Consider the following 21126-nt stretch of genomic DNA (forward strand, 5'->3'; position numbering starts at 1 on the left):
TATGCTCCTGTACATGAGTACGGGTTCCCCGCAGCACAAGTCAACGCCACTGCATTCCGTGTCCGTGGCCGGGGCCGTGCTGCGCGAGGACGGCCGACTCCTGGCGATCCGCCGAGCGGACAACGGCACTTGGGAGCTCCCGGGCGGAGTCCTCGAACTCACCGAGTCCCCGGAGGCCGGCGTCCACCGCGAGGTCCTGGAGGAAACCGGCATCGAGGTAGAGGTCAACGACCTGACCGGGGTCTACAAGAACACCACCCGCGGCATCGTCGCCCTGGTCTTCCGCTGCAAGCCCTCCGGCGGCACGGAACGCACCTCCAACGAGTCAACCGCAGTCGCCTGGCTCACCCCGGAAGAGGTAGCGGCTCGCATGTCCGAGGTCTACGCGATCCGCCTCCTGGACGCCCTGGACCACGCAGGCCCCCACGTCCGCAGCCACGACGGCCGCCACCTCCTCACAGCATGACCCGAGAGGAAGCGGTGCGCCTGGTCCAGCAGCTCATGGACTCCAGCATCACCGACGAGGCGGAAACCAGCGCAACCCTGGACGCCCTACGCGTGGGGTTGGGATGCCCCCACATCAGCGGCTACATCTACTGGGACTTCACCCCAGAGTTGACCGCCGAGAAAGTAGTAGCCCGAGCCCTGGCATACAAACCGATCGCACTCTGAGCCAGACGGCGCGGTAAGAGTTTCCCTACTTCATCAAGGGCACCCGCCGCGCACAGCGCGGCGAGCGCGCCCGTCGCCCGGGCCTGCGCTCCTGTCTGCGCCCCGCTCCAGCCCGGGCGTCGGTCGCGCGCCAGAACAGCGCGGGTCTGATGGCGGGAGGCCCCCGAAGAGGCTGGCTGTAGTCAGCCCGAGGCTGGAGGCACCTTCCCGGCCGGGGCTCCTGCGCCGTGCAAGAACCGGCGTCCTCACAACTCCCCTTAAGGTTGGCCCTTTCCGCCAGGCCCGTTGGAGCAGTCGGCACGCGCGGGACGCTGCGCCTGAGCCCGAGGCTCGTTGCCATCAATTGGTCAGAGCCCTTGCCTCCGGCGGGGGCGCTCAGGCTCCGGGATGACAGCGGGTCGAGCTTCAGCCGCTGCGCAGACTGTCAGCTGCCAGCCCCGGGCAAGCGAGCGTGAAACGTTCCGGCAGCCGCACACCAACCCCGAATCCGGGATTATGGGCACATTCACCTCCCCAAGGTCCTACACTCACGCCATGGAGAAGCGGGTCATCTCAGCGTCCGAAGCTCTTACGCTAATTGAGCGTGAAGAGTCGCACTTCTGGGACCACAAGAGCTTTCGCAGCAAAGGGGCGGTGATTCAGAAGATTGCAGTCGCTCTCGCAAACTCTGACGGCGGAGAATTTATTGTTGGAATCGAAGACAGCGGAAAAGACGCCGCAGGCTTGGATCGTTGGCGCGGATTCAATAATATCGAAGAGGCTACCATCGTCTTGGAAGCCTTGGCGCGTGACGTAAATCCACCTGCGCCATTCTCCGTTGAATTCCTTTCAGTTGACGGCAACGAAGAACGAGGGCTCGCATGTCTGGTCGGTATTCGAAAAAGCGAGAGCATTCACTTCACGGCCGACCATAAGGTTTTCGTCAGGCGCGCGGCAGCCACGCTCCCCATCTCTGGACAGGCCGTCACCGACTTGACTCTGGCGAAGGGCGCCAGAAGCTACGAGGATCAGCTTCTGGCCGACTACGATAAAGACGATTTGGCTGCAGAGGAGGAGCTGGAATTCTTTCTTCAAGGCCTTAGCCCATCAACCTCCCCAGCCGAATTCATCCGCAAGCAGCGGTTGATCGACCGGAACTCCGGTGCCGCCAGAGTATCGGCCGGAATTCTCTACGCCGAATCGCCGCCGGCGGTAGTACCCAAGCGCTGCGCTGTAAAGGTAGCTAGGTACAACACCAAGGAGCAGAATCCTCGGCGTGAACATTTGGCCGCCACTCCCTTGACCATCGAGGGACCGGCCCGGCGCGTGATCGACGAGACCATCAGCACCGTAACGTCGTTGATCGAGTCCGTCTCGGTGCTCCAGACAAGTGGAGAGATGGCACCTGTCAAGTATCCGCCGGAGGTACTCAAGGAAATCATCGTCAACGCAGTAATCCACCGCGACTACAACGTATCCGACGATATTTTGGTTTACGTATTCGATAATCGGGTGGAGGTGCGAAGCCCTGGAGTCTTGCCGGGAAACATGACTCTAACCAACCTGCTACTGGAGCGGTTCTCGCGGAATCCAACCATCGTACGCCTACTCAACAAATACCCCGATCCACCTAACAAGGATATCGGGGAAGGACTGCGTACCGTAGTGGCAAAAATGGCCGAAGCGAAACTACAGTCCCCTAAATTCGCCATTGAAGGAAACTACTTCGTGGTCAACTTGGGACACACGCCACTGGCCCGCCCGCACGAGATCGTCATGGATTACCTGTCGAATCACGACGAGATCACAAATGTCATCGCGCGCGACCTAACCGGCATCCCTTCTGAAAATAGCATGAAGGATGTTTTCTATGCCCTCCGCAAGGCCGGAAAACTTGAGATGGTTCCGGGCAAGAGGGGTAATAAATCCGCCTGGCGAAAAGTGATCACCGGCGAATATAAGGTTGAGCTTGAGGCACCTTCCGGTGACGTCACGGGTGATCCAATCAATCAGCCACAGGAAAGCAGCCCTATCGGCGAGATCGCCCGCAGATCACTCAAGCGACTAAAGCCACGCAGAGCGGTCACAGGACCAGCTCGAAATCACCCTTGCGAGTGTGGCAGCGGCCTTAAACGCAAACGATGCTGTGGACTCAGCGAAGCTTAAGAGAACGAACCTATTGTTCGCTTTGGGTTCGTTGCGCCGTCGCGCACACGGGACGACCTACTACGGTCGTCCCGACGAGCACTCGAAGCTACTTCCGTCGGCTGTGGCCCATATATGGACAGTGGCGGCGTGAGGAGCAGGCGAACGTGGCTTGACCTGATGAAACGTCTGAGGTGCACGGGACCTCCGGAGCCGTGTGCGCCAAGCAGAAGCGGCCCCTGACAGAGTCTGGGGTCGCTTCGTTGTCTCGTACGCGCTCACGCTAACTGAGGTGCGGTGGCAGTTCTTCGCGAGCGGGATGGCCTGGGGACCTGAGGCGGCGGCCGCGGCTGGTGGCTACTCGGAGCGTGTCGCGGAGGGCGCTGGAAAGGTCTGTTGCAAGGAGGCGAAGTTCCTCCGGGTCCGAGGCCGTGTCGGTGAGGACTTCGAGGGCGTGGTCCAGGAACTCGGCTCCCATTTCGAGCTGGATCTCTTCGGTGTTGTCGGCCAAGCGGGACAGGTAGCCGGCGGGGTCGTCGGTGCTCAGGTAGCAGAGCTTGTTGTCGGGGCCTGTCCAGGGGAGGAGGCGCAGTCCGTTGCTCGGCGTCATTTCCGTTGAGGTCCCCTCGTCGGTCGTGAGACGGGTGGTGAAGAGTGCGTCCGCTCTGTCGCCCGGGAGGACGATGAGGGCCGCCTCGACCACGCGGCCGGCGATGTTGGTCGCCACGCGGGTGAGTGAGAGGACCGGCAGGGATGTGCTGATCCGGAGGGCCGTCGACTCTTCTTGGGTTGGGAGGCGGGCGCCGAGTCGCTCTTGGATTTCGGACAGCGGTGGGCGGAGGTCTGCCAGGCGCGCTCGCATCTGCTCGGGTGAGGGACAGTCGGCTGGCGCCAGGTCTCGGGGGACGTAGATGCGGGCCAGGCTGTGAGGCGCCTTCCCGTCGTGGGACACGTAGAGGAGCTCGGTCAGCGGGCTGAGGGGCGGGACGTTCAAGAGGGCAGGCAGGTCGCCGTGCGCTTCGAGGTTCGTGGTGCGGACAGTTGCTCGGAGGGGTGGGATTGGTGATGTGCCGATGCCACCGACGTACGTGAATCTTCGGAGGGGGCGGCGGACGTAGTTGCCGCTGCCGTGGATCTTCTCCACCAGGCCTTCGCCTTGGAGGAGTGCGAGGGCGCTGCGGAGGGTTGGTGTGCTGACCGTGTAGCGGGTGGCGAGTTGGGCCTCGGAGGGGAGGCGTTCGCCGGCCTTGAAATGGCCCGTTCGGATTTGCTGGCGGAGGTCGTCGGCGATGGCGTGGCGGCGGGAGGGCATGAGCCGATCACCACTTCCTCGTCATGCGGAGGGCGATCAGTCGGGTTCTTGCGTGCATCGTGAGGGCCTCACCCGTCTCGAAGAGCAGCCGCTTTGCGCCGGCGCGGAGTTGGATGAGGTCAGCCACGCGGCACGGCTGGCCGCCGATCTGGATGACGTCGCCGCGCTGGACGCTGTCTGAGGTGATCTCGACGGGCGTGGCGAGCGAGCCGGTGGGAGCCCTCACTGGTTCGCCTGCCGCGGGTTCGACGGTTCGGCCGGGGCGTGGCAAGAGCAGGCGCAGGCCTCGTAGATCACAGGGATGCCGACGGGCGCCGTGGCGGGAGACGACTGGGCGCATTCGGAGTGGGTGCCGATCGCGCATGAGGTCGACCGGTAGGTCAGCCTCGCGTGCGTGGCGTAGGAGAGTGGGGGGAGTTGCGGCCCACTGGTGTAGGCGTTGGTGGGGCCCGTACGGTTGTGCACGCTGATCAGCTCCTATCGCTGACGGCCAGGTCCCCGGACATCGCCCGTCGCGGGGACCGCTTTGTTTACGGCGGCCCAGAGGGTGCGGCCGGTCAAGCTGCTGGCGACGAGCCCGAATCGGTCGGCTTCCGCCACCACTTCCAAGACCTCCCGCCACGATTCGGCGGGCAGCGCTTCCGGCACCTCCGCCTCGATCGACGTGTACGTCGCGTGCGGCTCCACGCGCGTGGTCAGCCCGAGGGCCGACAACCGGGCGGCGAGATCCTTGGCCCTTGCTTCTGAAGCGGGCACAGAGGCCTCCGTCGCCGACCGGACACGTTGAGTGAAGCTAGTTAACTAGATTAGAGCTAGTGGACTAGATTTTCCACATGCCTGAGCAGCCGCCTTATCTCCGCATCGCCGACGTCCTGCGGCAGCGGATCGCGGAGCACGTGTGGACGGCCGGAGATCGCTTGCCGTCGCGTGCCCAGATCGCCGAAGAGTGCGGGGTCGGCGAGAACGTGGTCCGTCGAGCGCAGGAACTCCTGATCTCCCAGGGTGTGCTGGAGGGACGTGCAGGGTCCGGGACGTACGTGGCCGAGCCGCGGCAGCGTGTACGCGTGGTTCGTTCATCGGCCAGGGAGCAGCCGGACGGCTCACCGTTCCGGGCGGACATGCGGGCGCTGGGCAAGCAGGGAAACTGGGAGAGCCGGACCGAAGCGAAGGTGCCGGCCCCGGCGGAAATCGCGGCGCGGCTTGGTATCGGCGAGGGTGACCTGTGCGTGCGTACGGTCTACGAGTTTCTGGGTGACGGCCGACCGGTGCAGTTGTCGACGAGTTGGGAGCCTTACGAGCTGACCGGCGGCACGCTCGTCGTGCTGCCGGAGGGCGGGCCTCATGCGGGGGTCGGCGTCGTGAACCGGATGGCCGCGAGATCGGGATCACGGTCAGCCACGCCGTGGAGCAGCCGGAGCCGCGGCAGGCGACTGCTGAGGAAGCATCGCTCCTCGGGATCCAGAAGGCCGCGCTGGTCACGCACATCCGGCGGACGTACTACAGCGACCAGGGGCGGCCCGTGGAGACGGCGGACATCGTCATCCCCGCCGCGCTGTGCGAGGTCGTCTACGAGATTCCTGTCGGTCGCTAGAGCGGCTGGCGGAGGATGGAGGGGTACCGCCTTGGACGCGGAGCGAGAGGCTCGCATAGCGGAGCTGGCCGCGAGAGCGCGGCCGGTGTGGGCAGAGGACCGCGACGGCGGGGCTCTTCAGGAGTTCCTGAAGGAGATCGGCTGTGACGGCGTGGACGCGGTCATGGTGACCAGGCAAGTGGTCGGATGCAGTCTCGGCGAGGCTCAGGAAATGTTCCTCACCGCGCCCTGCCGGGCCTCGGAGCTCGCCTTCCACAACGCATTCATGGAAGCCCTTGAGCGGTCTCAGGGCGACGCCTGACCCCTCCGGACCACTCCTGACTCGGGTGGGGCCCCGTCCGGCATTCGTACGCCAGCACAGGCGATCAGGGCGCCACCGTCTTCCGTGAGGAAGAACGTGTAAATCCACGACCCGTCGCAGGCTTTGACCTGCCCGATACGGATGGGCTCAGCGCGCTCACGGAGCAGTTCTACCGCTCGTTCCCATCCCAGGGTCTCGGCGCCCTTCCGCTGCATGCACCGATGCCGGATCGCGAAGGTGCCTGCATGGCCGTCCGAAAGCCTGGGCCCGGCCTCCAATACGAAGTAGTCGGCGCAGTCGGCAAGGGCCGCCAGAGCAGCCTTGGAGGCCGCGTCGTCGCCGGCCAGTAGCCGCATCAGCTCATGTCGTTCCATGGTCACCCCTCCCCCTCCTGAATCCTGGTGGATCGCGGCAAGGCGCCGCAACGCCGTTAGGGTCCTCGGCATGACCAGCAGCGCGCCTACCTGCCCGGAGTGCAGCCAAGCCATGAAGTTCGGCGGATTCGTGCTCTGTCGCCGGGAGGACGACGGCGAACGGGTCTGCCGGTCGCTGTGGAAGTGCCCCGCTCGGCACGTCTGGTGGCACTGGGCCGACCGGCCGGACGAGACGTTGGAGGCGTGCCCGATACCGGAGGCGTTCCGCTGACATCCGTGTCCGCACGCGTGCCCTTCGTGTGCCCGATCAGACGGCGAGCGGTGGGGAACCACGGTCATCTGCGGTGGGTGCTCGGCTCGGGTGCAGGTCAGGGGCTTGGCCGGTCGAGGTGGGAGTGCGTACGCGATCTTCCAAACTAGCTACGCGGGTTCGATTCCCGTCGCCCGCTCTGAAGCCGAAAGGGCCAGGTCGGAGGAGATCTCCTCCGACCTGGCCCTCGGTCGTTCCCGGTGTTTGCGACCTCTCGTCGTCGCCGCGGAGCAGCTGCATCGGCGCGTGTCGCTCCATGGCGCCTCCCTGGGTGGCGTCCTGCGATCGGCAGCCGATGTGTCGCACCCGCGCATCCCACCACCGTCATGGGCGGACGAGCCCATTGTCCGGCGGAGATGGCTCTCCTTTTGATAAGAAGCGGCCATGGACGCGGCTCTGGCGGGACTTGCAGGCACGACCGTGGGTGCGCTGGCGGGGTTCGCGGGCGCCTGGCTCGCCCAGCGCGGGCAGCTGCGCCAGCAGCGGGAGCAGCGGGCCTACGCGGAACGCGTGCGCTGGCTGGACGACAAGAAGGGCCTCTATCGCGACCTTCTGATCGCGATGAACGGCTGGCACGACTCGCTGGTGTCGGTCTGGCGCGACGAGGACGACGGCCGGCTCGCGCAGACGCGGGCGACTGCGTACAAGTGGAGCGTCGAGGCTTCCCTCATCGCGTCGGAGCCGGCCCGGACCGCCGTTGAGGAGCTGCGCCGCAGGTTCCTCGCCGCTCAGCACGCGATCCTCAGCCGCACCTCCACTGCCGAGCGGGCCCCTCTCGAGGCCGTGGAGGAAGCGCTGGCACTCCTGGAGGGCGCCCTGCGGGCGGAACTCTCCGACCCGGAGCGTCCGGAGGTGCACCGACGCTCCCGGCAGCCCTGGTCCGTACGACGGGCAGACGTGGCGCCGACCTCGTCCGCGTGAGTGCGGACCGGGCTGGGGGGGGCGGGGGTCAGTAGTGGACCGCCGTGCAGGTGACCGTGGTCTTGCCGTCGGCCGTCTTGACCACGTACTTGCCACCGCTCAGGCCGCCGAGGTCGAAGCGGCCCCTCGTGTCGATGGGGACCGAGCCCTTGCTGGAGCCGGAGTACGTGACGGTCGTGTCCGCCGGGAAGCCCTGGCCCCACACGTGGTACTTGCCGGCGGAATCCACCTCGACGTTGCATTTCGCGGCCGCGGGTGCGGCGGCGACGGCGGGGGCCGCCGCGAGAGCGGGGGCCATGATGAGCGCGAGTGCTGCGAGTCGACGTGTCCGGTTCATCGTTCAACCTGCCTTGGGCGCCGGCGGTGCGGCAGCGTTGGCGGTGGCACGGGGGCGTTGGACTCCTGCCCGATCAAGCCGTGCTGATGACGCCTTCCACCTTATCGGCCGGTTCGTCCTGCGGCATGTTCGGGAGTGGTCGGCCCCCGTCCGTCAGAGCTTGATTCCCGCGATGGTGTCCGCGAGGGAGTTGAGGAACCGGTTCACGTCCGGCGCGATGGAGCTCGACGCCAGGAAGAAACCGAAGAGGACCGCGACGATCGCGGGGCCGGCCTTGATGTGGTTGCCGCGGATCAGCACCACCAGGATGACCGCCAACAGAACCACCACTGACAGCGAAATGGCCACTACTGATCACACCTTCGGTCGTCCCCTGGTCGGCCTGGAGCGCGCGGCCAAGCGCGCCCCTACATGGACCATCCTCCCACCAACGGGCCCCGGCTATCCGTCCCGTGGCGAATCGGCGTCGGCACTTTCCCGCCAACCCGCCATGCAGTGGGCATATTTCGGGCACGTGACCCGGGTCACGGCGTGGGGAGGCCGAGGAGGGAGCGGACATACGCGTACTTCGCGGACAGTCGGTCCCGGGTGGGGCCGTCCAGTACGGAGAGCCGGACGGGGTCCGCGTTGTGCGCCAGGTCGGCCTCCTTGACCAGGAGCGCGCCCGGAGTGGCGAGGATCCGGGCCGCGTACACCTCCAGCGGCTCACCGGCGCGTTTGGTGACCGCCAGCACCATGTCCTTGACCGACTGGGGCAGGGCGGCGGATTCCAGCCACTCATGGCTGAGCGCGTGGTCCTCGACGGCGTCGTGCAGCCAGGCCGCCGCCTGCTGCTCCGGGCTGCCGCCGCGTACGCGGACCCCCTCGGCCACGGCCGCGAGGTGCTCCGCGTACGGCCGGCCGGCCTTGTCCGTCTGGCCCTCGTGCACGGAGCGCGCCAGGGCCTCGACCTCGATCAGGGTCAGCGGCTGCTGCTGCCTCTGCGTCATGCCGTCCCCTTCGCCGCTGTACGGAGGGCCTGCGCGGCCCGGCGCACGTCCGCCTGCGTGGTACGCCAGTTGGAGAACGCCGCGCGCAGGGCGGGGGTTCCCGCGTAGACGGTCGGGGTGACGAAGACCTCCTCCCGCGCGGCCTCGCACAGGGCCGCCAGGCGGGCCGGGGTGGGGTCCTCGGCGAGGGTGAAGCAGACGACGTTCAGGCGGACCGGGGCGAGCAGGCGGAAGACCGGGGCCGCTTCCAGCGAGGAGCCGAGGGCCCGGGCGCTGGCGATGTCGCGCTCGACGATCTCGCGGTGGCCTTCGCGGCCGTACGCGCGGAGGGTGAACCAGGCGGCGAGGGCGCGCAGTCGGTGGGAGTTCTCCGGGGTGAGGTGGACGAGGTCGGGGTGCTCGCCGAGGGGACCGAGGTAGGCGGCGGCGTTCTGGAAGACGCGGGCCTGGAGGTCCTGGCGGCGGGTGAACTGGACGGCGCTGTCGTAGGGGACGTTCAGCCACTTGTGCAGGTCGACGCAGACGGAGTCGGAGGCGTCGAGGCCGGCGGTGAGGTGCGCGTGGTCCGGGGAGAGCGCGGCGAAGGCGCCGAAGGCGGCGTCGGTGTGGAGCCAGAAGGCGTGGCGTTCGCGGAGGGCGGCGATGGCGCGCAGGTCGTCGAAGTCCACGGTGTTGACGGTGCCGGCGTTGGCGACGACGACGGCCGGGCCGGGGGTGCCGGCGAGGGCGCGGTCGAGGGCCGCGGGGTCGACGGCCTCGCGGCCTGGGAGGGTGGGGACGGGGACGAGGGAGCGGCGGCCGAGGCCGAGGACGGAGAGGGCCTTGGCGATGGACGAGTGCGGGGCTCCGGAGAGGACCCGGACCGGTCCGAGCGCTGCCGCGCCGTCCTCGGAGGGGGAGACTCCGAGGCGCTCGCCGAGCCACTCGCGGGCGATGGCGAGGCCGGTGGTGTTGGACATGGTGGCGCCGCTGACGAAGGTTCCGGTGTGGGCGCCGGAGAGGCCGAAGAGGTCGCGGAGCCAGGTGACGGTCTCGCGTTCGAGGTCCTGGCCGGCCCCGTCCAGGGCGGAGTTGGAGTTCTGGTCGTGTACGGAGGTCAGCCAGTCGCCCGCGAGGGCGGCGGGGGTGGCGCCGCCGGTGACGAAGCCGAGGTAGCGGGGGCCGGCGGAGGCGGAGAGGCGGGGCGCCCAGCGGTCCGCGAAGGCGGTGAGGGCCGATTCCGTACCGGATCCGTGCCGGGGCAGGGGCTCGGGCCGGTGCGGGGGCGAAGCGGGCGGTCGCGGTACGACGGGACGGGCGTCCAGGGCCGCGAGGGCGTCGGCGGCGGTACGGCGGGTGGCCTCCAGGAGGTCGGGGAGGCGGGCGAGGTCGGCGGCGAGCGTGCGGTCCATGGGGGCACGGTAGGGACACGGCGGGCCCGGCGGACCGGCCAATCGGGGGTGATTGGCCGGTCCCGGGGTGCCGGGGGCGGCGTAGGGTCGGGGGATGACTCGGTGGGTGGCGGGAGTTGCTGTCGGGGTGGTTGCGGCGGGGGTGCTGGCGGGATGCGATGTGCCGCCTGCTCCCGATGCCGCGCCCGGGCCCAGTGGGATTCGGTCCCCCGTCCCCGTGCGCTCCCCCGCCCCGGCGCGCACCGCCGTGCCCTCCCCGCCCGAGGCCGCGGCCCCCGCGTGTCCCGAGGGCGGGGTGCGGCTGGTCGAAGGGGCCGGGGACGCCGCGATGGGGCTGCGCGTCGCCGACGTCCGGCTGGTCAACTGCGGTACGCAGCCCTACGTACTCGACGGCTACCCGGAGATCCGGCTGCTGGACGGCACGCGGGCGCCCGTCGAGGTCGCCGTCCTGCAAGGGGGTGAGGAGATCGCCGCCGCACCCACCGGGGCCGAGGGCGCTCCGCAGAGGGTGGAGCTCCGGCCCGGCCAGGCGGCCGGCTTCGGCATGGTGTGGCGGAACCTGGTGACCGACGCGAACGTGCCCGCCGCCGAGGGGTGGGTGCTCGAGGTGACCCCGCGACCCGGTGCGCCCCGGGTGGAGCTGGAGCTGCGCCACTCCGTCGACCTCGGGAACACCGGGAAGCTGGGGATCGGTCCCTGGAAGGCGGCGGCCCGGTGATCATCTGGATCAACGGCCCCTTCGGGGGCGGACCGGATCGCGGCCAGGACCGGGCCGCGCGCCGCCCGGACACCGACGGCCCGCTCCGCGCGAGGCTGCGGCGCGCGCTCGTCGGCGTCCGGCACATGCGGTTCGACTGAAGACCCCTCAGGACGCGTACGTGTCCCGCCGCAGGCTCCAGCGGGCCGGGAGGAGGGTGGCCGCCAGGCCCAGGGCGAGGGCCGCCGCCGCGAAGGAGGCGTACAGCGCGGGCGGGATGTGCGGGGGCGCGCCCGTCACGGCCTTGGTCAGCGGGAACAGCGTGGCCAGGGCGATCGCGCTGCCCAGGGTGATGCCCGCGCCGCCGATCAGGAGGGCCTCCCAGCGGAGCATCCGAAGCACCTGGCTCCGGGTCGAGCCGACCAGGCGCAGCATCCGCAGTTCGCGGCGGCGGTCGAGGACGGTCATGACCAGGGTGTTGGCGGCGGCGACGGCCGCGAAGCCGCCGAGGACGGCCGCCATGACGGCATTGGCCCAGGCGCCGACCTCGCGGTCCGTGCTCTGGGCGGCGGTCCAGTCCGAGGGGGACATCGCCGGCCCCAGTCCCGCCGGGAGCGGGCCGCGGACGAGAAGTTCGGTGGCGCGCCCCGCCGTGGTGTGGCCGGTCAGGTCGGACGCCGGGAGGGTGATCTGGCCGAGGCCCAGGCCCCGGGTATAGACGGCCACGATCTCGGGATGGGCCGGGACCCCGTCGGGGAGGCGGAGTTCGACGTGGTCGCCGACGCCGAGCCGGGCGGACTCCGCCACGCTGCGGTCCACGGCGACGGTGCCGGGGCGCAGCGCGCCGAGGCTGCCCTCGCGTACGCCCAGGTCCAGGACGGTGGTGACATCGCCCGCGACACCCTGGGCCGAGGTGGACTGGAAGCGCCGCTCGGCGCCCTCGCCGAACATCGCCAGCACCGAGGTGCGGGTGAGCGCGACTCCCCCGCGCGCGTCGGCCGGCGGGTCGGTGATCACGTGGTCGGCCAGGAGGCCCGCGCTCTGCTGCCGGCGCGTCGCGTCCTCCTCGCTCGTCTGCAGGAAGACGAGGGTGGAGGCGAAGGCCATGGCGAGCACGATCGGGGTGATCGCGGAGGCGAGCCGGCGGGCGTGGGCCCGGGAGTTGGCGGCGGCCAGGGAGCCGGACGCGCCCGCGGCGCGCAGCGGGAGGCCGAGCAGGCCGGCGCAGGCGCGGGCGATCAGCGGACCGAGCAGGGCCACCGCCAGCATGAAGAGCATGACCACGCCCAGAGCGGCGTTGGCGGCGTCCTCCCCGCCGGAGGTGGCCGCGAGCCGCGCGCAGGCGGCCCCGCCGGCGACGGCGGCGAGGCCCAGCGGCGTACGGATCCACCCCGGCCGCACGCGTTCCACGGCGGCCGCGGCCAGCGCCTGTCCGGGCCGGATCCGGGCGGGACGGCGGGCGGCGGCCCAGCCGGCGAGCAGCGCGGTGACCAAGCCGATGCCGGCGGCCGAGACGAGGGGGATCCAGGAGACGGCGAGTTCCACCCCGTCCGGGATCGCCCCCTTGGCCTTCAGCTGTCCGAACCACCAGGCGGCGAGGCCGAGGCCGGGTACGCAGCCCAGCACACCCGCGACGGGCGCGACGAGCAGGGCTTCGGTGGCGACGATGCGCCGGATCTGCCGCGGGGTGGCTCCGACGGCGCGCAGCAGGGCGAACTCGCGGGAGCGCTGCGCGACGCAGAGGGCGACCGTTCCGGCGGCGGTGAAGACGGCGACGAGGGTGGCGATGCCGCCGAAGGAGCCGCCGAGGCCCGTCAGGAGGTCCCGGGCGCCCGCGAGGCGCGGGTCGACGGCGCGGGCGGCGCCGGTCAGCACTTGGGCGCGGCCGTCGACGGCCGCGCGCACCCGCTCCGGGTCGGCGTCGAACAGGACGACGGCGTCGAGTGCGCCGGGGTGTCCGGACAGGGCGCGGGCCTCGGCGTCGGAGAACCAGACGCCGGCCTCCCGGGCCCGTCCCACGACCCGGAACTCCCGCTTCCCGACCGGGGTGTCGAACGAGACCCGGTCCCCCGCGGATCCGCCCCCCGCACCCGCACCCGCACCGGCAGCACCCGCACCCAGCACGACCTCCCCCGGAGCCTCCGGGGCCCGGCCGGCCGCGAGCGCCGCCCCCGTGAAGGCGGACGCGCCCCAGCCGGAGGCCTCCGCGGAGCCGGGGCCCGCGTCGCCCCGTACGGGGAACACCACGTCGGGCACGGCCCGGCCCAGCGGGGCCAGCCGCTCCAGCAGGGCGGCGTCGACCCTGGCCCGTTCCGGGACCCGTACCGATTCCTCGTAGGCGCCCTCCCCGCTGCCCGCTTCCCAGTGGATCTGCTGGTCGGCGGCCACGACGACGGGCGCCTGCGCGTAGCGGGTCGGCGGGAGGCTCGCCCGGATGCCGCTTTCCAGCAGGATGCCGCAGGCGGAGACGATGGCGACGGTCATGAGCAGGGCGACGAAGGTGCCGGCGAAGGCGGCGGGGCGAAACCGCACCGCCGCCCGGGCCAGGCCGTTGGGGCGCAGCGGCATCAGGCGGCCGCTCCCGCGTAGGCCGGGGCGGTGAGGGCGGTCATCCGGGCGGCGACGGTCTCGGCGGAGCTCCGCGGGAGGCGGTCGGCGATCAGGCCGTCGGCGAGGAAGAGCACCTGGTCGGCGGAGGCGGCGGCGGCCGGATCGTGGGTGACCATGACGATGGTGGCGCCCAGGGTGTCCACGGCGGACCGCAGCAGTCCGAGGACCTCCGCGGCGGTGGTGGTGTCGAGCGCGCCGGTGGGTTCGTCGGCGAAGACCACGTCGGGGCGGGTGACCAGGGCGCGTGCGATGGCGACGCGCTGCTGCTGGCCGCCGGAGAGCTCCGCGGGCCGCCGCCGGCCCTTGCCTTCGAGGCCGACCCGGGCGAGCAGATCGGCGGCCCGGTCCCGGTCCTGGCGCGAGGATCCGCCGCCCGCGAGCCGCATCGGGAGCAGGACGTTCTGTTCGACGGTGAGGGAGGGCAGCAGGTTGAAGGCCTGGAAGACGAAGCCGAGCCGGCTGCGGCGCAGCGCGGTGAGCGCGTTCTCGTTCATGCCGGTGATCTCGGTGCCGCCCAGGCGGACGGAGCCCGCGGTGGGCACGTCCAGTCCGGCCGCGCACTGGAGGAAGGTGGACTTGCCGGAGCCGGAGGGCCCCATCACGGCGGTGAAGCTGCCGCGCGGCAGGCTGAGGTCGATCCCGCGCAGCGCGTGCACGGCGGCGGCACCCCGCCCGTACTCGCGCCGTACGCCGCGCAGCTCGACGGCGGCGGCGTGGTCCGGGGCCTGCCCGGCGCCGTCGTACGGTGCCCGCCCGGCGCCGTCGTACGCTGCCCGCCCGGTGCCGTCGTACGCTGCCCGCGCCGCGCCCTCGTACGCCGCCTGCGCGCTCTCGCGCTGCCGCCTGCTCCGCCGGAGCCCCATGGTGTGCCGCCTTCCGTACCCGCCGGTGATCGTGATCACGACGCTACGGACCGGGTGGGGGTGCGGACATGGCGGAGCCAGGCGGATCGGGGGTGGGGAAAACCCCCGTACGAGGGACGGGAAAGGCCCCGGGAGGTCAGGGTGAGCGGCGGATGAGCAGCAGGGCGCGGTCGTCGTTGACGTCCTTGGCGACCTTCTCGATGAGGTGCCAGGCCGCGCCCTCCCACCCGGCGGCGACGTAGCGGTCGGCCTCGCCGGTGAGGCGGTCGATGCCCTCGCCGATGTCGCGGTCGGCCGTCTCGACGAGCCCGTCGGTGAAGAGCATGAGGACGTCGCCGCGGCGGAGGTTGCCGCGGGCGGGCTCGAACTCGGCTCCGTCGTACACGCCGAGTAGCGGGCCCTCGCCGGACTTCTCCTGCCAGCGGCCGGTGCCGGCGGAGAGCTGGAGGGCGGGCAGGTGGCCGGCGGAGAGGAGCTCGTAGTCGCCGGTCTCCAGGTCCAGGACGAGGTGGATGGAGGTCGCGAAGCCCTCGTCCCAGTCCTGGCGGAGCAGGTAGCCGTTGGCGGCGGGCAGGAAGCCGTGCGGGGGCAGGGCGCCGAGCAGGCCGCCGAACGCGCCGGACAGCAGCAGGGCGCGCGAGCCCGCCTCCATGCCCTTGCCGGAGACGTCGGTCAGGACGACCTCCAGGGTGCGGCCGCCGTTCGTCCGGGCGGCGACGACGAAGTCGCCGGAGAAGGACTGGCCGCCGGCCGGGCGCAGGGCCATCTCGCGGTGCCAGCCGCGCGGCAGGGCGGGCAGCTTGCTCTGTACGCGGATGCGTTCGCGCAGGTCGAAGAGCATGGTCCCGCCGCGCCGCCAGGGCACGCCGACGCGGCTGCGGAACTGCGCGATGACCAGCCCGAAGAACCCGCAGGCGGCCACGACCAGGACCGTTCCGGGGGTGACCCGGGCCGGTCCCAGGGTGTACGGCCCGAGGACCAGGGCCTCGACGATGAGGGCGGCCGCGGAGGCCGCGTACAGAGCGAGCAGGCTGGCGGGGCGCAGCAGCAGGCCGCCCGCGACGATCGGCAGGACGAGGGCCGAGGGCGAGAACCAGACGGGCAGCATGAGTGTGCCGCAGGCGATCGCGGGCACGGTCAGGAGGAGGCCGGCGAAGGCGAGCCAGTCGGAGGCGTCCCCGCGGAAGTAGTCGACGGCGGATTTGCGCAGGGCGGTGCGGGCCCGGTGCGACAGCATGCGCGTCCGGGCCATGAGCGTCTCGATGCGTGCTCCGGCCATTGCTTCGGGACCCTATCCATCATGGCTGTGCGTGCGCAGGGGGACCCCCGGACCCGGGGGTTTCCGACTGGTCGAAAACCCGTCGACTGGGACGGAATGCCCTGGTAAGGATGGGCGCATGGCTCTTGAGATGCGCGTATTGCAGTCCGATGAGTGGGATGTCTGGTACGACCACCTGGAACTGGCGTTCGGCGGGGTGCCGGAGTCGCCCCAGGAGCGGGAACTCTACGAGTCCCTGACGGAGCCCGGCCGCTCGCTGGGCGTCTGGGACGGCGGGGCCTGCGTCGGCTCGGCCGGCGCCTTCTCCTTCCGCCTGTCGGTGCCGGGCGGGGCGCTGGTGCCGGCGGCCGGGGTCACGATGGTGGGCGTCGCGCCCACGCACCGCCGCCGCGGGGTGCTCACGTCCATGATGCGCCGCCAGCTCGACGACATCCGGGCGGGTGGCGAGCCGATCGCCGTGCTGACGGCCTCGGAAGCGGCGATCTACGGGCGGTTCGGCTACGGCATCGCGACGTACGCCCTGTCCCTGACCGTCGACACCACTCGCGTACGGCTCGCGGTGCCGCCGGGGACGGACGAGGTGCGGCTGCGGCTCGCCGACCCGCAGAAGTCGCTGCCGGAGTGCGAGCAGGTGTACGCGGAGCTGGTCGCCCGGCGGCCCGGCATGCCGGCGCGGCAGCCGGGCTGGGAGCGGCTGTCGCTGCTGGACCCGGAGGCGATGCGCGAAGGGGCCTCACCGCTCAAGTGCGTGGTGGCGGAACGGGCGGACGGCGAGATCGCCGGGTACGCCCGCTACCGGGTCAAGCCGGTGTACGAGCACGGCTGGGAGGGCAAGGTCGAGGTTGCCGACCTCGACGCCCTGGACCCGGCGGCGACGGCGGCGCTCTGGCGCTACCTGTTCGGGATCGACCTGACCGCGACCGTACGGGCGGGCCGGCGGCCGGTGGACGATCCGCTGCTCCACCTGGTCAGCGACGTCCGGCGCTCGCGCCCGAGCGTGCGCGATTCCCTGCACCTGCGGCTGGTGGACCTGCCGGCGGCTCTGGAGGCCCGGTCGTACGGGGCTCCGCTGGACGTGGTGATGGAGGTCGAGGACGCGTTCTGCCCGTGGAACGAGGGGCGGTGGCGGCTGGTCCGCGACGCGCAGGGCGCGGTCGGCTGCACGCGGACCGCGGACCCGGCGGACCTGGAGCTCTCGGTACGGGACCTGGGCGCGGCGTACCTCGGCGGGACCACCCTGACCTCGCTGGCGGCGGCCGGCCGGGTGCGCGAGCTGCGCCCGGGGACCCTGGCGGAGGCCTCGCGGGCCTTCGCCTCCGACGTGGCCCCCTGGCTCCCGCACGGGTTCTGAGCGGACGCCGGGCCCGCCGCGCCCGCCACGCCCGGCGGCGCCGGCGGGGCCGTCAGGACCCTCAGCGGGTCTGACAGGACGGGCACCAAAAGAGGTTCCGCGCCGCCAGGCCGGCGGTGCGGACCTCGGTCCCGCAGATGTGGCAGGGCATGTTCGCCCTGCGGTAGACGTACACCTCGCCGCCGTGGTCGTCCACGCGCGGCGGGCGGCCCATGGCCTCGGGCAGGTGCTCGTCGCGGACGGTGTCGATCCGGTTGTTCCGCACACCCTCGCGCATCAGCGCCGCCAGGTCCGCCCACATCGCGTCCCACTCGCCGCGCGTGAGGTCCTTGCCGAGCCGGTACGGGTCGATGCCGTGCCGGAACAGGACCTCGGCGCGGTAGACGTTGCCGACGCCCGCGATCACCTTCTGGTCCATGAGCAGGGCGGCGACGGTGGTGCGGGAGCGGGAGATCCGCTTCCAGGCGCGGTCCGGATCGTCGGACGGGCGCAGCGGGTCGGGGCCGAGCCGCTCGTGTATCGCCTTCTTCTCTGCGTCCGTGATCAGCGCGCAGGCGGTGGGGCCGCGCAGGTCGGCGTAGTGGTCCTCGTTCAGCAGGCGCAGCCGGACCGTGTCGGTGGCGGGCGGGGCCGGGGCGGGGCCGAAGCCGAGCTTGCCGAAGAGGCCGAGGTGGATGTGGATCCAGGCGTCGCCGAGTTCCAGGAACAGGTGCTTGCCGTGCGCCTCGGCCGCGTCGAGGTCCCGCCCGTCGAGCAGGGCCGCGCTCTCGGCGAAGCGGCCCTGCGGGCTGCTCACCCGTACCGGCCGCCCGGCGAAACGCTCGGTGTGGTCCTGGGCGAGGCGGTGGATCGTATGCCCCTCGGGCACTGCACTGCTCCTTAGGCGGGAAACAGCCGTGCCGCCGGGCCGGAGCCACGGCGGCACGGTCGAGCGGAGGATCAGCCCTGCGGGTGGTGGGCCGGGATCGGGGGGAGCTCGCCGGTCTGCTCGTACGCGGAGAGCATGTCGATGCGGCGGGTGTGCCGCTCCTCGCCGGAGTACGGGGTCGCCAGGAAGGCCTCGATGAAGGAGACGGCCTCGTCCTGCGTGTGCATGCGGCCGCCGACCGAGATCACGTTGGCGTTGTTGTGCTCACGACCCAGCTTCGCGGTCTCGACGCTCCAGGCCAGGATGGCGCGGACGCCCTTGACCTTGTTCGCGGCGATCTGCTCGCCGTTGCCGGAGCCGCCGATGACGATGCCGAGGCTGTCGGCGTCCGCGGCGGTCTTCTCCGCGGCGCGCAGGCAGAACGGCGGGTAGTCGTCCACCGCGTCGTAGATGTGGGGCCCGCAGTCGACGGGCTCGTGGCCGTTGTTCTTGAGCCAGTCCACCAGGTGGTTCTTGAGCTCAAAGCCGGCATGGTCGGATCCGAGGTACACGCGCATGCGACGAGTGTGGCACGAGCACCCCGGGAGAACTGCGGAGGGGTGTCGCGTAAGTCACTTCTAAAGCTCAAGTAAACCCAAAGAACGCAGATGGGACAGGGCGGACCCCGGGTCCTGGAGGTTCATCCCAACGCAACGATCCGGATTGAGGTCTTCCGTCCTGCGTTCATCTCAGGTTTGAATGCCGGGGCCTCGCAACCCGAGAACCTAAGGATCCGTCCATGAGCTCCACGACGACCCTTCAGAAGGCAGGAGACCCCACCGGAAACTCCGGTGAGGGCACGCCCTCCGACGGTCTGAAGGCCGGTCTCAAGAACCGCCACCTTTCCATGATCGCCATTGGCGGCGTCATCGGCGCCGGTCTCTTCGTCGGCTCTGGCGGCGGTATCGCCAAGGCCGGTCCCGCCATCCTGATCTCGTACCTCCTCGTCGGCGCGATGGTCGTCTTCGTGATGCGGATGCTCGGCGAGATGGCTGCCGCCAGCCCGAACTCGGGCTCCTTCTCCGCATACGCCGACCGCGCGCTCGGCCGCTGGGCCGGATTCTCCATCGGCTGGCTGTACTGGTTCTTCTGGGTCGTCGTGCTCGCCGTGGAGGCGACCGCCGGCGCCAAGATCCTCGAAGGCTGGGTGCCGGCCGTCCCGCAGTGGGGCTGGGCCCTGATCGTGATGCTCGTCCTGACGGTCACCAACCTCGGCTCGGTCGCCTCCTACGGCGAGTTCGAGTTCTGGTTCGCCGGCATCAAGGTCGTCGCCATCGGCGCCTTCGTGATCGTCGGCCTGCTCGCCGTGTTCGGCGTGCTGCCGGGCTCGGACAACCCGGGCGCGGGCTTCGCCCACCTCACCGACGCCGGCGGGTTCATGCCGAACGGCTGGGGCTCCATCCTCACCGGTGTGCTGATGGTCGTCTTCTCCTTCATGGGCAGCGAGATCGTCACCCTGGCGGCCGGCGAGTCCGAGGACCCGCGCCGCGCGGTCACCAAGGCCACCAACTCGGTGATCTGGCGCATCGGCGTCTTCTACCTGGGCTCGATCTTCATCGTCCTGACCCTGCTGCCGTGGAACGACAAGTCGATCGTCGACAAGGGCTCGTACGTCGCCGCCCTGGACTCCATCGGCATCGCGCACGCCGGCCAGATCATGAACGTGATCGTCCTGACCGCCGTCCTGTCCTGCCTGAACTCGGGCATGTACACCGCCTCCCGCATGGCGTTCTCGCTGGGCGAGCGCGGTGACGCCCCCAAGGTCTTCGCGAAGGTCAACAAGCGGGGCGTGCCCATGGCCGCGATCCTGGGCTCGGTCGTCTTCGGCTTCGCCGCGGTCTACTTCAACTACAGCTCCCCGGACACGGTCTTCAGCTTCCTGCTGAACTCCTCGGGTGCGATCGCGCTCTTCGTGTGGCTGGTCATCTGCCTGACCCAGCTGCGCATGCGCAAGATCCTCGTCCGCGAGGCGCCGGACAAGCTGACGGTCAAGATGTGGCTCTTCCCGTACCTGACGTGGGCCACCGCCGCGATGATCACCTTCGTCCTGGCCTACATGGTCTACGACAAGGACAACCGCGAGACGGTCATGCTGTCGCTGCTCGTCGCCGCCGTCGTACTGGTCATCGGCGTCGTGCGCGACCTGCGCCGCAAGGCCGCCGCGCGCGCCTGATCCGCCGTACGACGCAGCCCCGGACCACGCGTGGTGGTCCGGGGCTGCGTCGCATCGGCGGGGGCCGCTACTTGCGGCCGGCCAGCTTCCACGCGGCGGGCAGCAGGCCCATCGCCAGCGCCGCCTTGAGCGCGTCGCCGATCAGGAACGGGGTCAAGCCCGCCGCGACGGCCGCGCCGAAGGACATCCCGGTGGACAGCGCCAGGTACGGCACGCCCACGGCGTAGATCAGGGCCGAGCCCAGCACCATCGTGCCCGCCGTACGGAGGACCGAGCGGTCGGCGCCGCGGCGGGCCAGCGCGCCCACGACGGTGGCGGCGAGGAGCATGCCGAGCACGTAGCCGAACGAGGCCCCGCCCGCGCCGGAGGTGCCGCCCGCGAACCACGGCACCCCCGCCATGCCCGCGAGTGCGTACAGGGCCAGGGACAGGAAGCCGCGGCGGGCGCCGAACGCGGTGCCGACGAGCAGGGCCGCGAAGGTCTGGCCGGTGACCGGCACCGGGGAGCCGGGGACGGGCACCGCGATCTGCGCGGCGAGGCCGGTGAGCGCGGCTCCGCCGACGACGAGCGCGATGTCGCGGACGCGGCTCGCGGGCAGCAGGTCGGCCAGGACGGCGCCGGGGCGGAAGGAGACGGAAGCAGTGCTCATCAGGGGCTCCGCGGAGTGAGGGTGACGGGACGATCACCGACGCTAGTGCGCGGCCGGGCCCCGCCCCACCTCCGGCCGGGACAAAGCCCTGCTCACCGCTTTGGTGGGGAGTGCACAAAGAGGCCGGTTCGCGTCCCTGCGGGAGTGATCCGCATCACGGGCCGGATTCAGACAACACGTCCGTTTTTGCGCGGATGGGCGCCGTCCGGCGAGACTGTAGGGTCCCGCCAATCCGACTGCGGAGCCCCCACCGCCGCTGCGGCGGAGCCCCCACC

24 protein-coding genes and 2 pseudogenes are annotated in these 21126 nt (G+C 70.7%); 12 read left to right on the forward strand and 14 right to left on the reverse strand.

Annotated features, from left to right (window positions below):
• Position 1 precedes the first annotated feature (1 nt).
• From ACS04_RS26755 to ACS04_RS36680, 3 genes are all read left to right on the forward strand, one after another.
• Positions 2–466: an NUDIX hydrolase gene (locus ACS04_RS26755; protein ID WP_048479349.1), complete on the forward strand. Its 465-nt coding sequence runs from the start codon at positions 2–4 to the stop codon at positions 464–466.
• Entirely contained in the window at positions 463–672 is a 210-nt protein-coding gene (locus ACS04_RS26760; RefSeq protein ID WP_048479350.1) for a hypothetical protein, read from the forward strand. Before ACS04_RS26755 ends, ACS04_RS26760 begins: the two co-directional genes overlap by 4 nt.
• A 534-nt stretch (positions 673–1206) precedes the next feature.
• Entirely contained in the window at positions 1207–2817 is a 1611-nt protein-coding gene (locus ACS04_RS36680) for an ATP-binding protein (RefSeq protein WP_158977528.1), read from the forward strand.
• A gap of 262 nt (positions 2818–3079) precedes the next feature.
• Here ACS04_RS36680 and ACS04_RS37700 read toward each other — a convergent pair whose 3' ends face one another.
• The gene (locus ACS04_RS37700; protein WP_107438712.1) at positions 3080–3406 is read right to left on the reverse strand and encodes a hypothetical protein; all 327 of its coding nucleotides are present in this window, start codon (positions 3404–3406) and stop codon (positions 3080–3082) included.
• A 63-nt stretch (positions 3407–3469) separates the two neighbouring features.
• Positions 3470–4108 (reverse strand): annotated as a pseudogene (locus tag ACS04_RS26765) (GntR family transcriptional regulator); the annotation flags it as partial.
• Between ACS04_RS26765 and ACS04_RS40320 the strand changes: the two are divergent.
• Complete coding sequence (locus ACS04_RS40320) at positions 4107–4289, forward strand: hypothetical protein (RefSeq protein ID WP_209441786.1); 183 nt, start codon at positions 4107–4109, stop codon at positions 4287–4289. The pseudogene ACS04_RS26765 and the gene ACS04_RS40320 overlap by 2 nt on opposite strands.
• Positions 4290–4585: 296 nt before the next feature.
• Here ACS04_RS40320 and ACS04_RS26775 read toward each other — a convergent pair whose 3' ends face one another.
• Positions 4586–4864 (reverse strand): hypothetical protein, encoded by a 279-nt coding sequence (locus ACS04_RS26775; protein ID WP_048479352.1) that lies wholly within the window; start codon positions 4862–4864, stop codon positions 4586–4588.
• A gap of 77 nt (positions 4865–4941) precedes the next feature.
• Between ACS04_RS26775 and ACS04_RS26780 the strand changes: the two are divergent.
• Positions 4942–5699, forward strand: a pseudogene (locus tag ACS04_RS26780) (GntR family transcriptional regulator).
• 31 nt (positions 5700–5730) lie between these two features.
• Positions 5731–6000, forward strand: a complete 270-nt coding sequence (locus ACS04_RS26785; protein ID WP_048479353.1) for a hypothetical protein — start codon at positions 5731–5733, stop codon at positions 5998–6000.
• Here the strand turns inward: ACS04_RS26785 and ACS04_RS26790 are convergent.
• Positions 5985–6374 carry a hypothetical protein gene (locus tag ACS04_RS26790; protein WP_048479432.1) on the reverse strand — a complete coding sequence of 130 codons (390 nt, stop codon included), beginning with the start codon at positions 6372–6374 and terminating at the stop codon, positions 5985–5987. The two genes, ACS04_RS26785 and ACS04_RS26790, sit on opposite strands and share 16 nt — an antisense overlap.
• 70 nt (positions 6375–6444) lie before the next feature.
• On the opposite strand from ACS04_RS26790, the gene ACS04_RS26795 reads away from it, so the two are divergent.
• Complete coding sequence (locus ACS04_RS26795; protein ID WP_048479354.1) at positions 6445–6645, forward strand: hypothetical protein; 201 nt, start codon at positions 6445–6447, stop codon at positions 6643–6645.
• Between the two features lie 423 nt (positions 6646–7068).
• On the forward strand, positions 7069–7605 hold the full coding sequence (locus ACS04_RS26800) for a hypothetical protein (protein WP_048479355.1): 537 nt from the start codon (positions 7069–7071) through the stop codon (positions 7603–7605).
• Between the two features lie 28 nt (positions 7606–7633).
• Here the strand turns inward: ACS04_RS26800 and ACS04_RS26805 are convergent, their stop codons facing one another.
• The 4 genes from ACS04_RS26805 to ACS04_RS26820 all read right to left on the reverse strand — a co-directional run bounded on the left by ACS04_RS26805 (position 7634) and on the right by ACS04_RS26820 (position 10322).
• Complete coding sequence (locus ACS04_RS26805; protein WP_158977531.1) at positions 7634–7942, reverse strand: hypothetical protein; 309 nt, start codon at positions 7940–7942, stop codon at positions 7634–7636.
• A gap of 153 nt (positions 7943–8095) precedes the next feature.
• Entirely contained in the window at positions 8096–8290 is a 195-nt protein-coding gene (locus ACS04_RS26810; protein ID WP_030159386.1) for a hypothetical protein, read from the reverse strand.
• A gap of 176 nt (positions 8291–8466) precedes the next feature.
• Complete coding sequence (locus ACS04_RS26815; protein WP_048479357.1) at positions 8467–8931, reverse strand: HD domain-containing protein; 465 nt, start codon at positions 8929–8931, stop codon at positions 8467–8469.
• The gene (locus ACS04_RS26820) at positions 8928–10322 is read right to left on the reverse strand and encodes a pyridoxal phosphate-dependent decarboxylase family protein (RefSeq protein ID WP_048479358.1); all 1395 of its coding nucleotides are present in this window, start codon (positions 10320–10322) and stop codon (positions 8928–8930) included. The genes ACS04_RS26815 and ACS04_RS26820 overlap by 4 nt, the downstream gene beginning before the upstream one ends.
• 217 nt (positions 10323–10539) lie before the next feature.
• On the opposite strand from ACS04_RS26820, the gene ACS04_RS26825 reads away from it, so the two are divergent.
• Entirely contained in the window at positions 10540–11040 is a 501-nt protein-coding gene (locus tag ACS04_RS26825; RefSeq protein ID WP_053080955.1) for a DUF4232 domain-containing protein, read from the forward strand.
• Positions 11037–11180, forward strand: coding sequence for a hypothetical protein (locus ACS04_RS38365; RefSeq protein WP_158977534.1), 144 nt, complete (start codon positions 11037–11039; stop codon positions 11178–11180). Before ACS04_RS26825 ends, ACS04_RS38365 begins: the two co-directional genes overlap by 4 nt.
• A 7-nt stretch (positions 11181–11187) precedes the next feature.
• Here ACS04_RS38365 and ACS04_RS26830 read toward each other — a convergent pair whose 3' ends face one another.
• From ACS04_RS26830 to ACS04_RS26840, 3 genes are all read right to left on the reverse strand, one after another.
• Positions 11188–13587 carry an ABC transporter permease gene (locus ACS04_RS26830; RefSeq protein ID WP_048479360.1) on the reverse strand — a complete coding sequence of 800 codons (2400 nt, stop codon included), beginning with the start codon at positions 13585–13587 and terminating at the stop codon, positions 11188–11190.
• Positions 13587–14492 carry an ABC transporter ATP-binding protein gene (locus ACS04_RS26835; protein WP_107438708.1) on the reverse strand — a complete coding sequence of 302 codons (906 nt, stop codon included), beginning with the start codon at positions 14490–14492 and terminating at the stop codon, positions 13587–13589. The genes ACS04_RS26830 and ACS04_RS26835 overlap by 1 nt, the downstream gene beginning before the upstream one ends.
• A gap of 136 nt (positions 14493–14628) precedes the next feature.
• A complete protein-coding gene (locus ACS04_RS26840; RefSeq protein ID WP_048479361.1) occupies positions 14629–15771 on the reverse strand; it encodes a PP2C family protein-serine/threonine phosphatase in 1143 nt (380 codons plus the stop codon).
• A 118-nt stretch (positions 15772–15889) separates the two neighbouring features.
• Between ACS04_RS26840 and ACS04_RS26845 the strand changes: the two genes are divergently transcribed.
• Positions 15890–17122 carry a GNAT family N-acetyltransferase gene (locus tag ACS04_RS26845; protein WP_048479362.1) on the forward strand — a complete coding sequence of 411 codons (1233 nt, stop codon included), beginning with the start codon at positions 15890–15892 and terminating at the stop codon, positions 17120–17122.
• Between the two features lie 61 nt (positions 17123–17183).
• Here ACS04_RS26845 and ACS04_RS26850 read toward each other — a convergent pair whose 3' ends face one another.
• On the reverse strand, positions 17184–17990 hold the full coding sequence (locus ACS04_RS26850; protein WP_048479363.1) for an Fpg/Nei family DNA glycosylase: 807 nt from the start codon (positions 17988–17990) through the stop codon (positions 17184–17186).
• Between the two features lie 71 nt (positions 17991–18061).
• Positions 18062–18547, reverse strand: coding sequence for a ribose-5-phosphate isomerase (locus ACS04_RS26855; RefSeq protein ID WP_030159399.1), 486 nt, complete (start codon positions 18545–18547; stop codon positions 18062–18064).
• 221 nt (positions 18548–18768) lie between these two features.
• Here ACS04_RS26855 and ACS04_RS26860 point away from each other — a divergent pair, with 221 nt between their 5' ends.
• Entirely contained in the window at positions 18769–20202 is a 1434-nt protein-coding gene (locus tag ACS04_RS26860) for an amino acid permease (protein WP_048479364.1), read from the forward strand.
• 67 nt (positions 20203–20269) lie between these two features.
• Here ACS04_RS26860 and ACS04_RS26865 read toward each other — a convergent pair whose 3' ends face one another.
• Positions 20270–20851 carry a biotin transporter BioY gene (locus tag ACS04_RS26865; protein ID WP_048479365.1) on the reverse strand — a complete coding sequence of 194 codons (582 nt, stop codon included), beginning with the start codon at positions 20849–20851 and terminating at the stop codon, positions 20270–20272.
• Positions 20852–21126: the final 275 nt, after the last annotated feature.

Source organism: Streptomyces roseus (assembly GCF_001044425.1).
Taxonomy (GTDB): domain Bacteria; phylum Actinomycetota; class Actinomycetes; order Streptomycetales; family Streptomycetaceae; genus Streptomyces; species Streptomyces roseus.

Excerpts from the sequence above, each read along its gene's own strand:
- ACS04_RS26865 (WP_048479365.1), bottom strand. The coding sequence starts at position 20,851 with ATGAGCACTGCTTCCGTCTCCTTCCGCCCCGGCGCCGTCCTGGCCGAC.
- ACS04_RS26800 (WP_048479355.1), top strand. The coding sequence starts at position 7,069 with ATGGACGCGGCTCTGGCGGGACTTGCAGGCACGACCGTGGGTGCGCTG.
- ACS04_RS26830 (WP_048479360.1), bottom strand. The coding sequence starts at position 13,587 with ATGCCGCTGCGCCCCAACGGCCTGGCCCGGGCGGCGGTGCGGTTTCGC.
- ACS04_RS26860 (WP_048479364.1), top strand. The coding sequence starts at position 18,769 with ATGAGCTCCACGACGACCCTTCAGAAGGCAGGAGACCCCACCGGAAAC.
- ACS04_RS26855 (WP_030159399.1), bottom strand. The coding sequence starts at position 18,547 with ATGCGCGTGTACCTCGGATCCGACCATGCCGGCTTTGAGCTCAAGAAC.
- ACS04_RS26835 (WP_107438708.1), bottom strand. The coding sequence starts at position 14,492 with ATGGGGCTCCGGCGGAGCAGGCGGCAGCGCGAGAGCGCGCAGGCGGCG.
- ACS04_RS40320 (WP_209441786.1), top strand. The coding sequence starts at position 4,107 with ATGAGCCGATCACCACTTCCTCGTCATGCGGAGGGCGATCAGTCGGGT.
- ACS04_RS26840 (WP_048479361.1), bottom strand. The coding sequence starts at position 15,771 with ATGGCCGGAGCACGCATCGAGACGCTCATGGCCCGGACGCGCATGCTG.
- ACS04_RS26820 (WP_048479358.1), bottom strand. The coding sequence starts at position 10,322 with ATGGACCGCACGCTCGCCGCCGACCTCGCCCGCCTCCCCGACCTCCTG.
- ACS04_RS37700 (WP_107438712.1), bottom strand. The coding sequence starts at position 3,406 with ATGACGCCGAGCAACGGACTGCGCCTCCTCCCCTGGACAGGCCCCGAC.
- ACS04_RS26795 (WP_048479354.1), top strand. The coding sequence starts at position 6,445 with ATGACCAGCAGCGCGCCTACCTGCCCGGAGTGCAGCCAAGCCATGAAG.
- ACS04_RS26760 (WP_048479350.1), top strand. The coding sequence starts at position 463 with ATGACCCGAGAGGAAGCGGTGCGCCTGGTCCAGCAGCTCATGGACTCC.
- ACS04_RS26805 (WP_158977531.1), bottom strand. The coding sequence starts at position 7,942 with ATGAACCGGACACGTCGACTCGCAGCACTCGCGCTCATCATGGCCCCC.
- ACS04_RS26845 (WP_048479362.1), top strand. The coding sequence starts at position 15,890 with ATGGCTCTTGAGATGCGCGTATTGCAGTCCGATGAGTGGGATGTCTGG.
- ACS04_RS26815 (WP_048479357.1), bottom strand. The coding sequence starts at position 8,931 with ATGACGCAGAGGCAGCAGCAGCCGCTGACCCTGATCGAGGTCGAGGCC.
- ACS04_RS36680 (WP_158977528.1), top strand. The coding sequence starts at position 1,207 with ATGGAGAAGCGGGTCATCTCAGCGTCCGAAGCTCTTACGCTAATTGAG.
- ACS04_RS26790 (WP_048479432.1), bottom strand. The coding sequence starts at position 6,374 with ATGGAACGACATGAGCTGATGCGGCTACTGGCCGGCGACGACGCGGCC.
- ACS04_RS26755 (WP_048479349.1), top strand. The coding sequence starts at position 2 with ATGCTCCTGTACATGAGTACGGGTTCCCCGCAGCACAAGTCAACGCCA.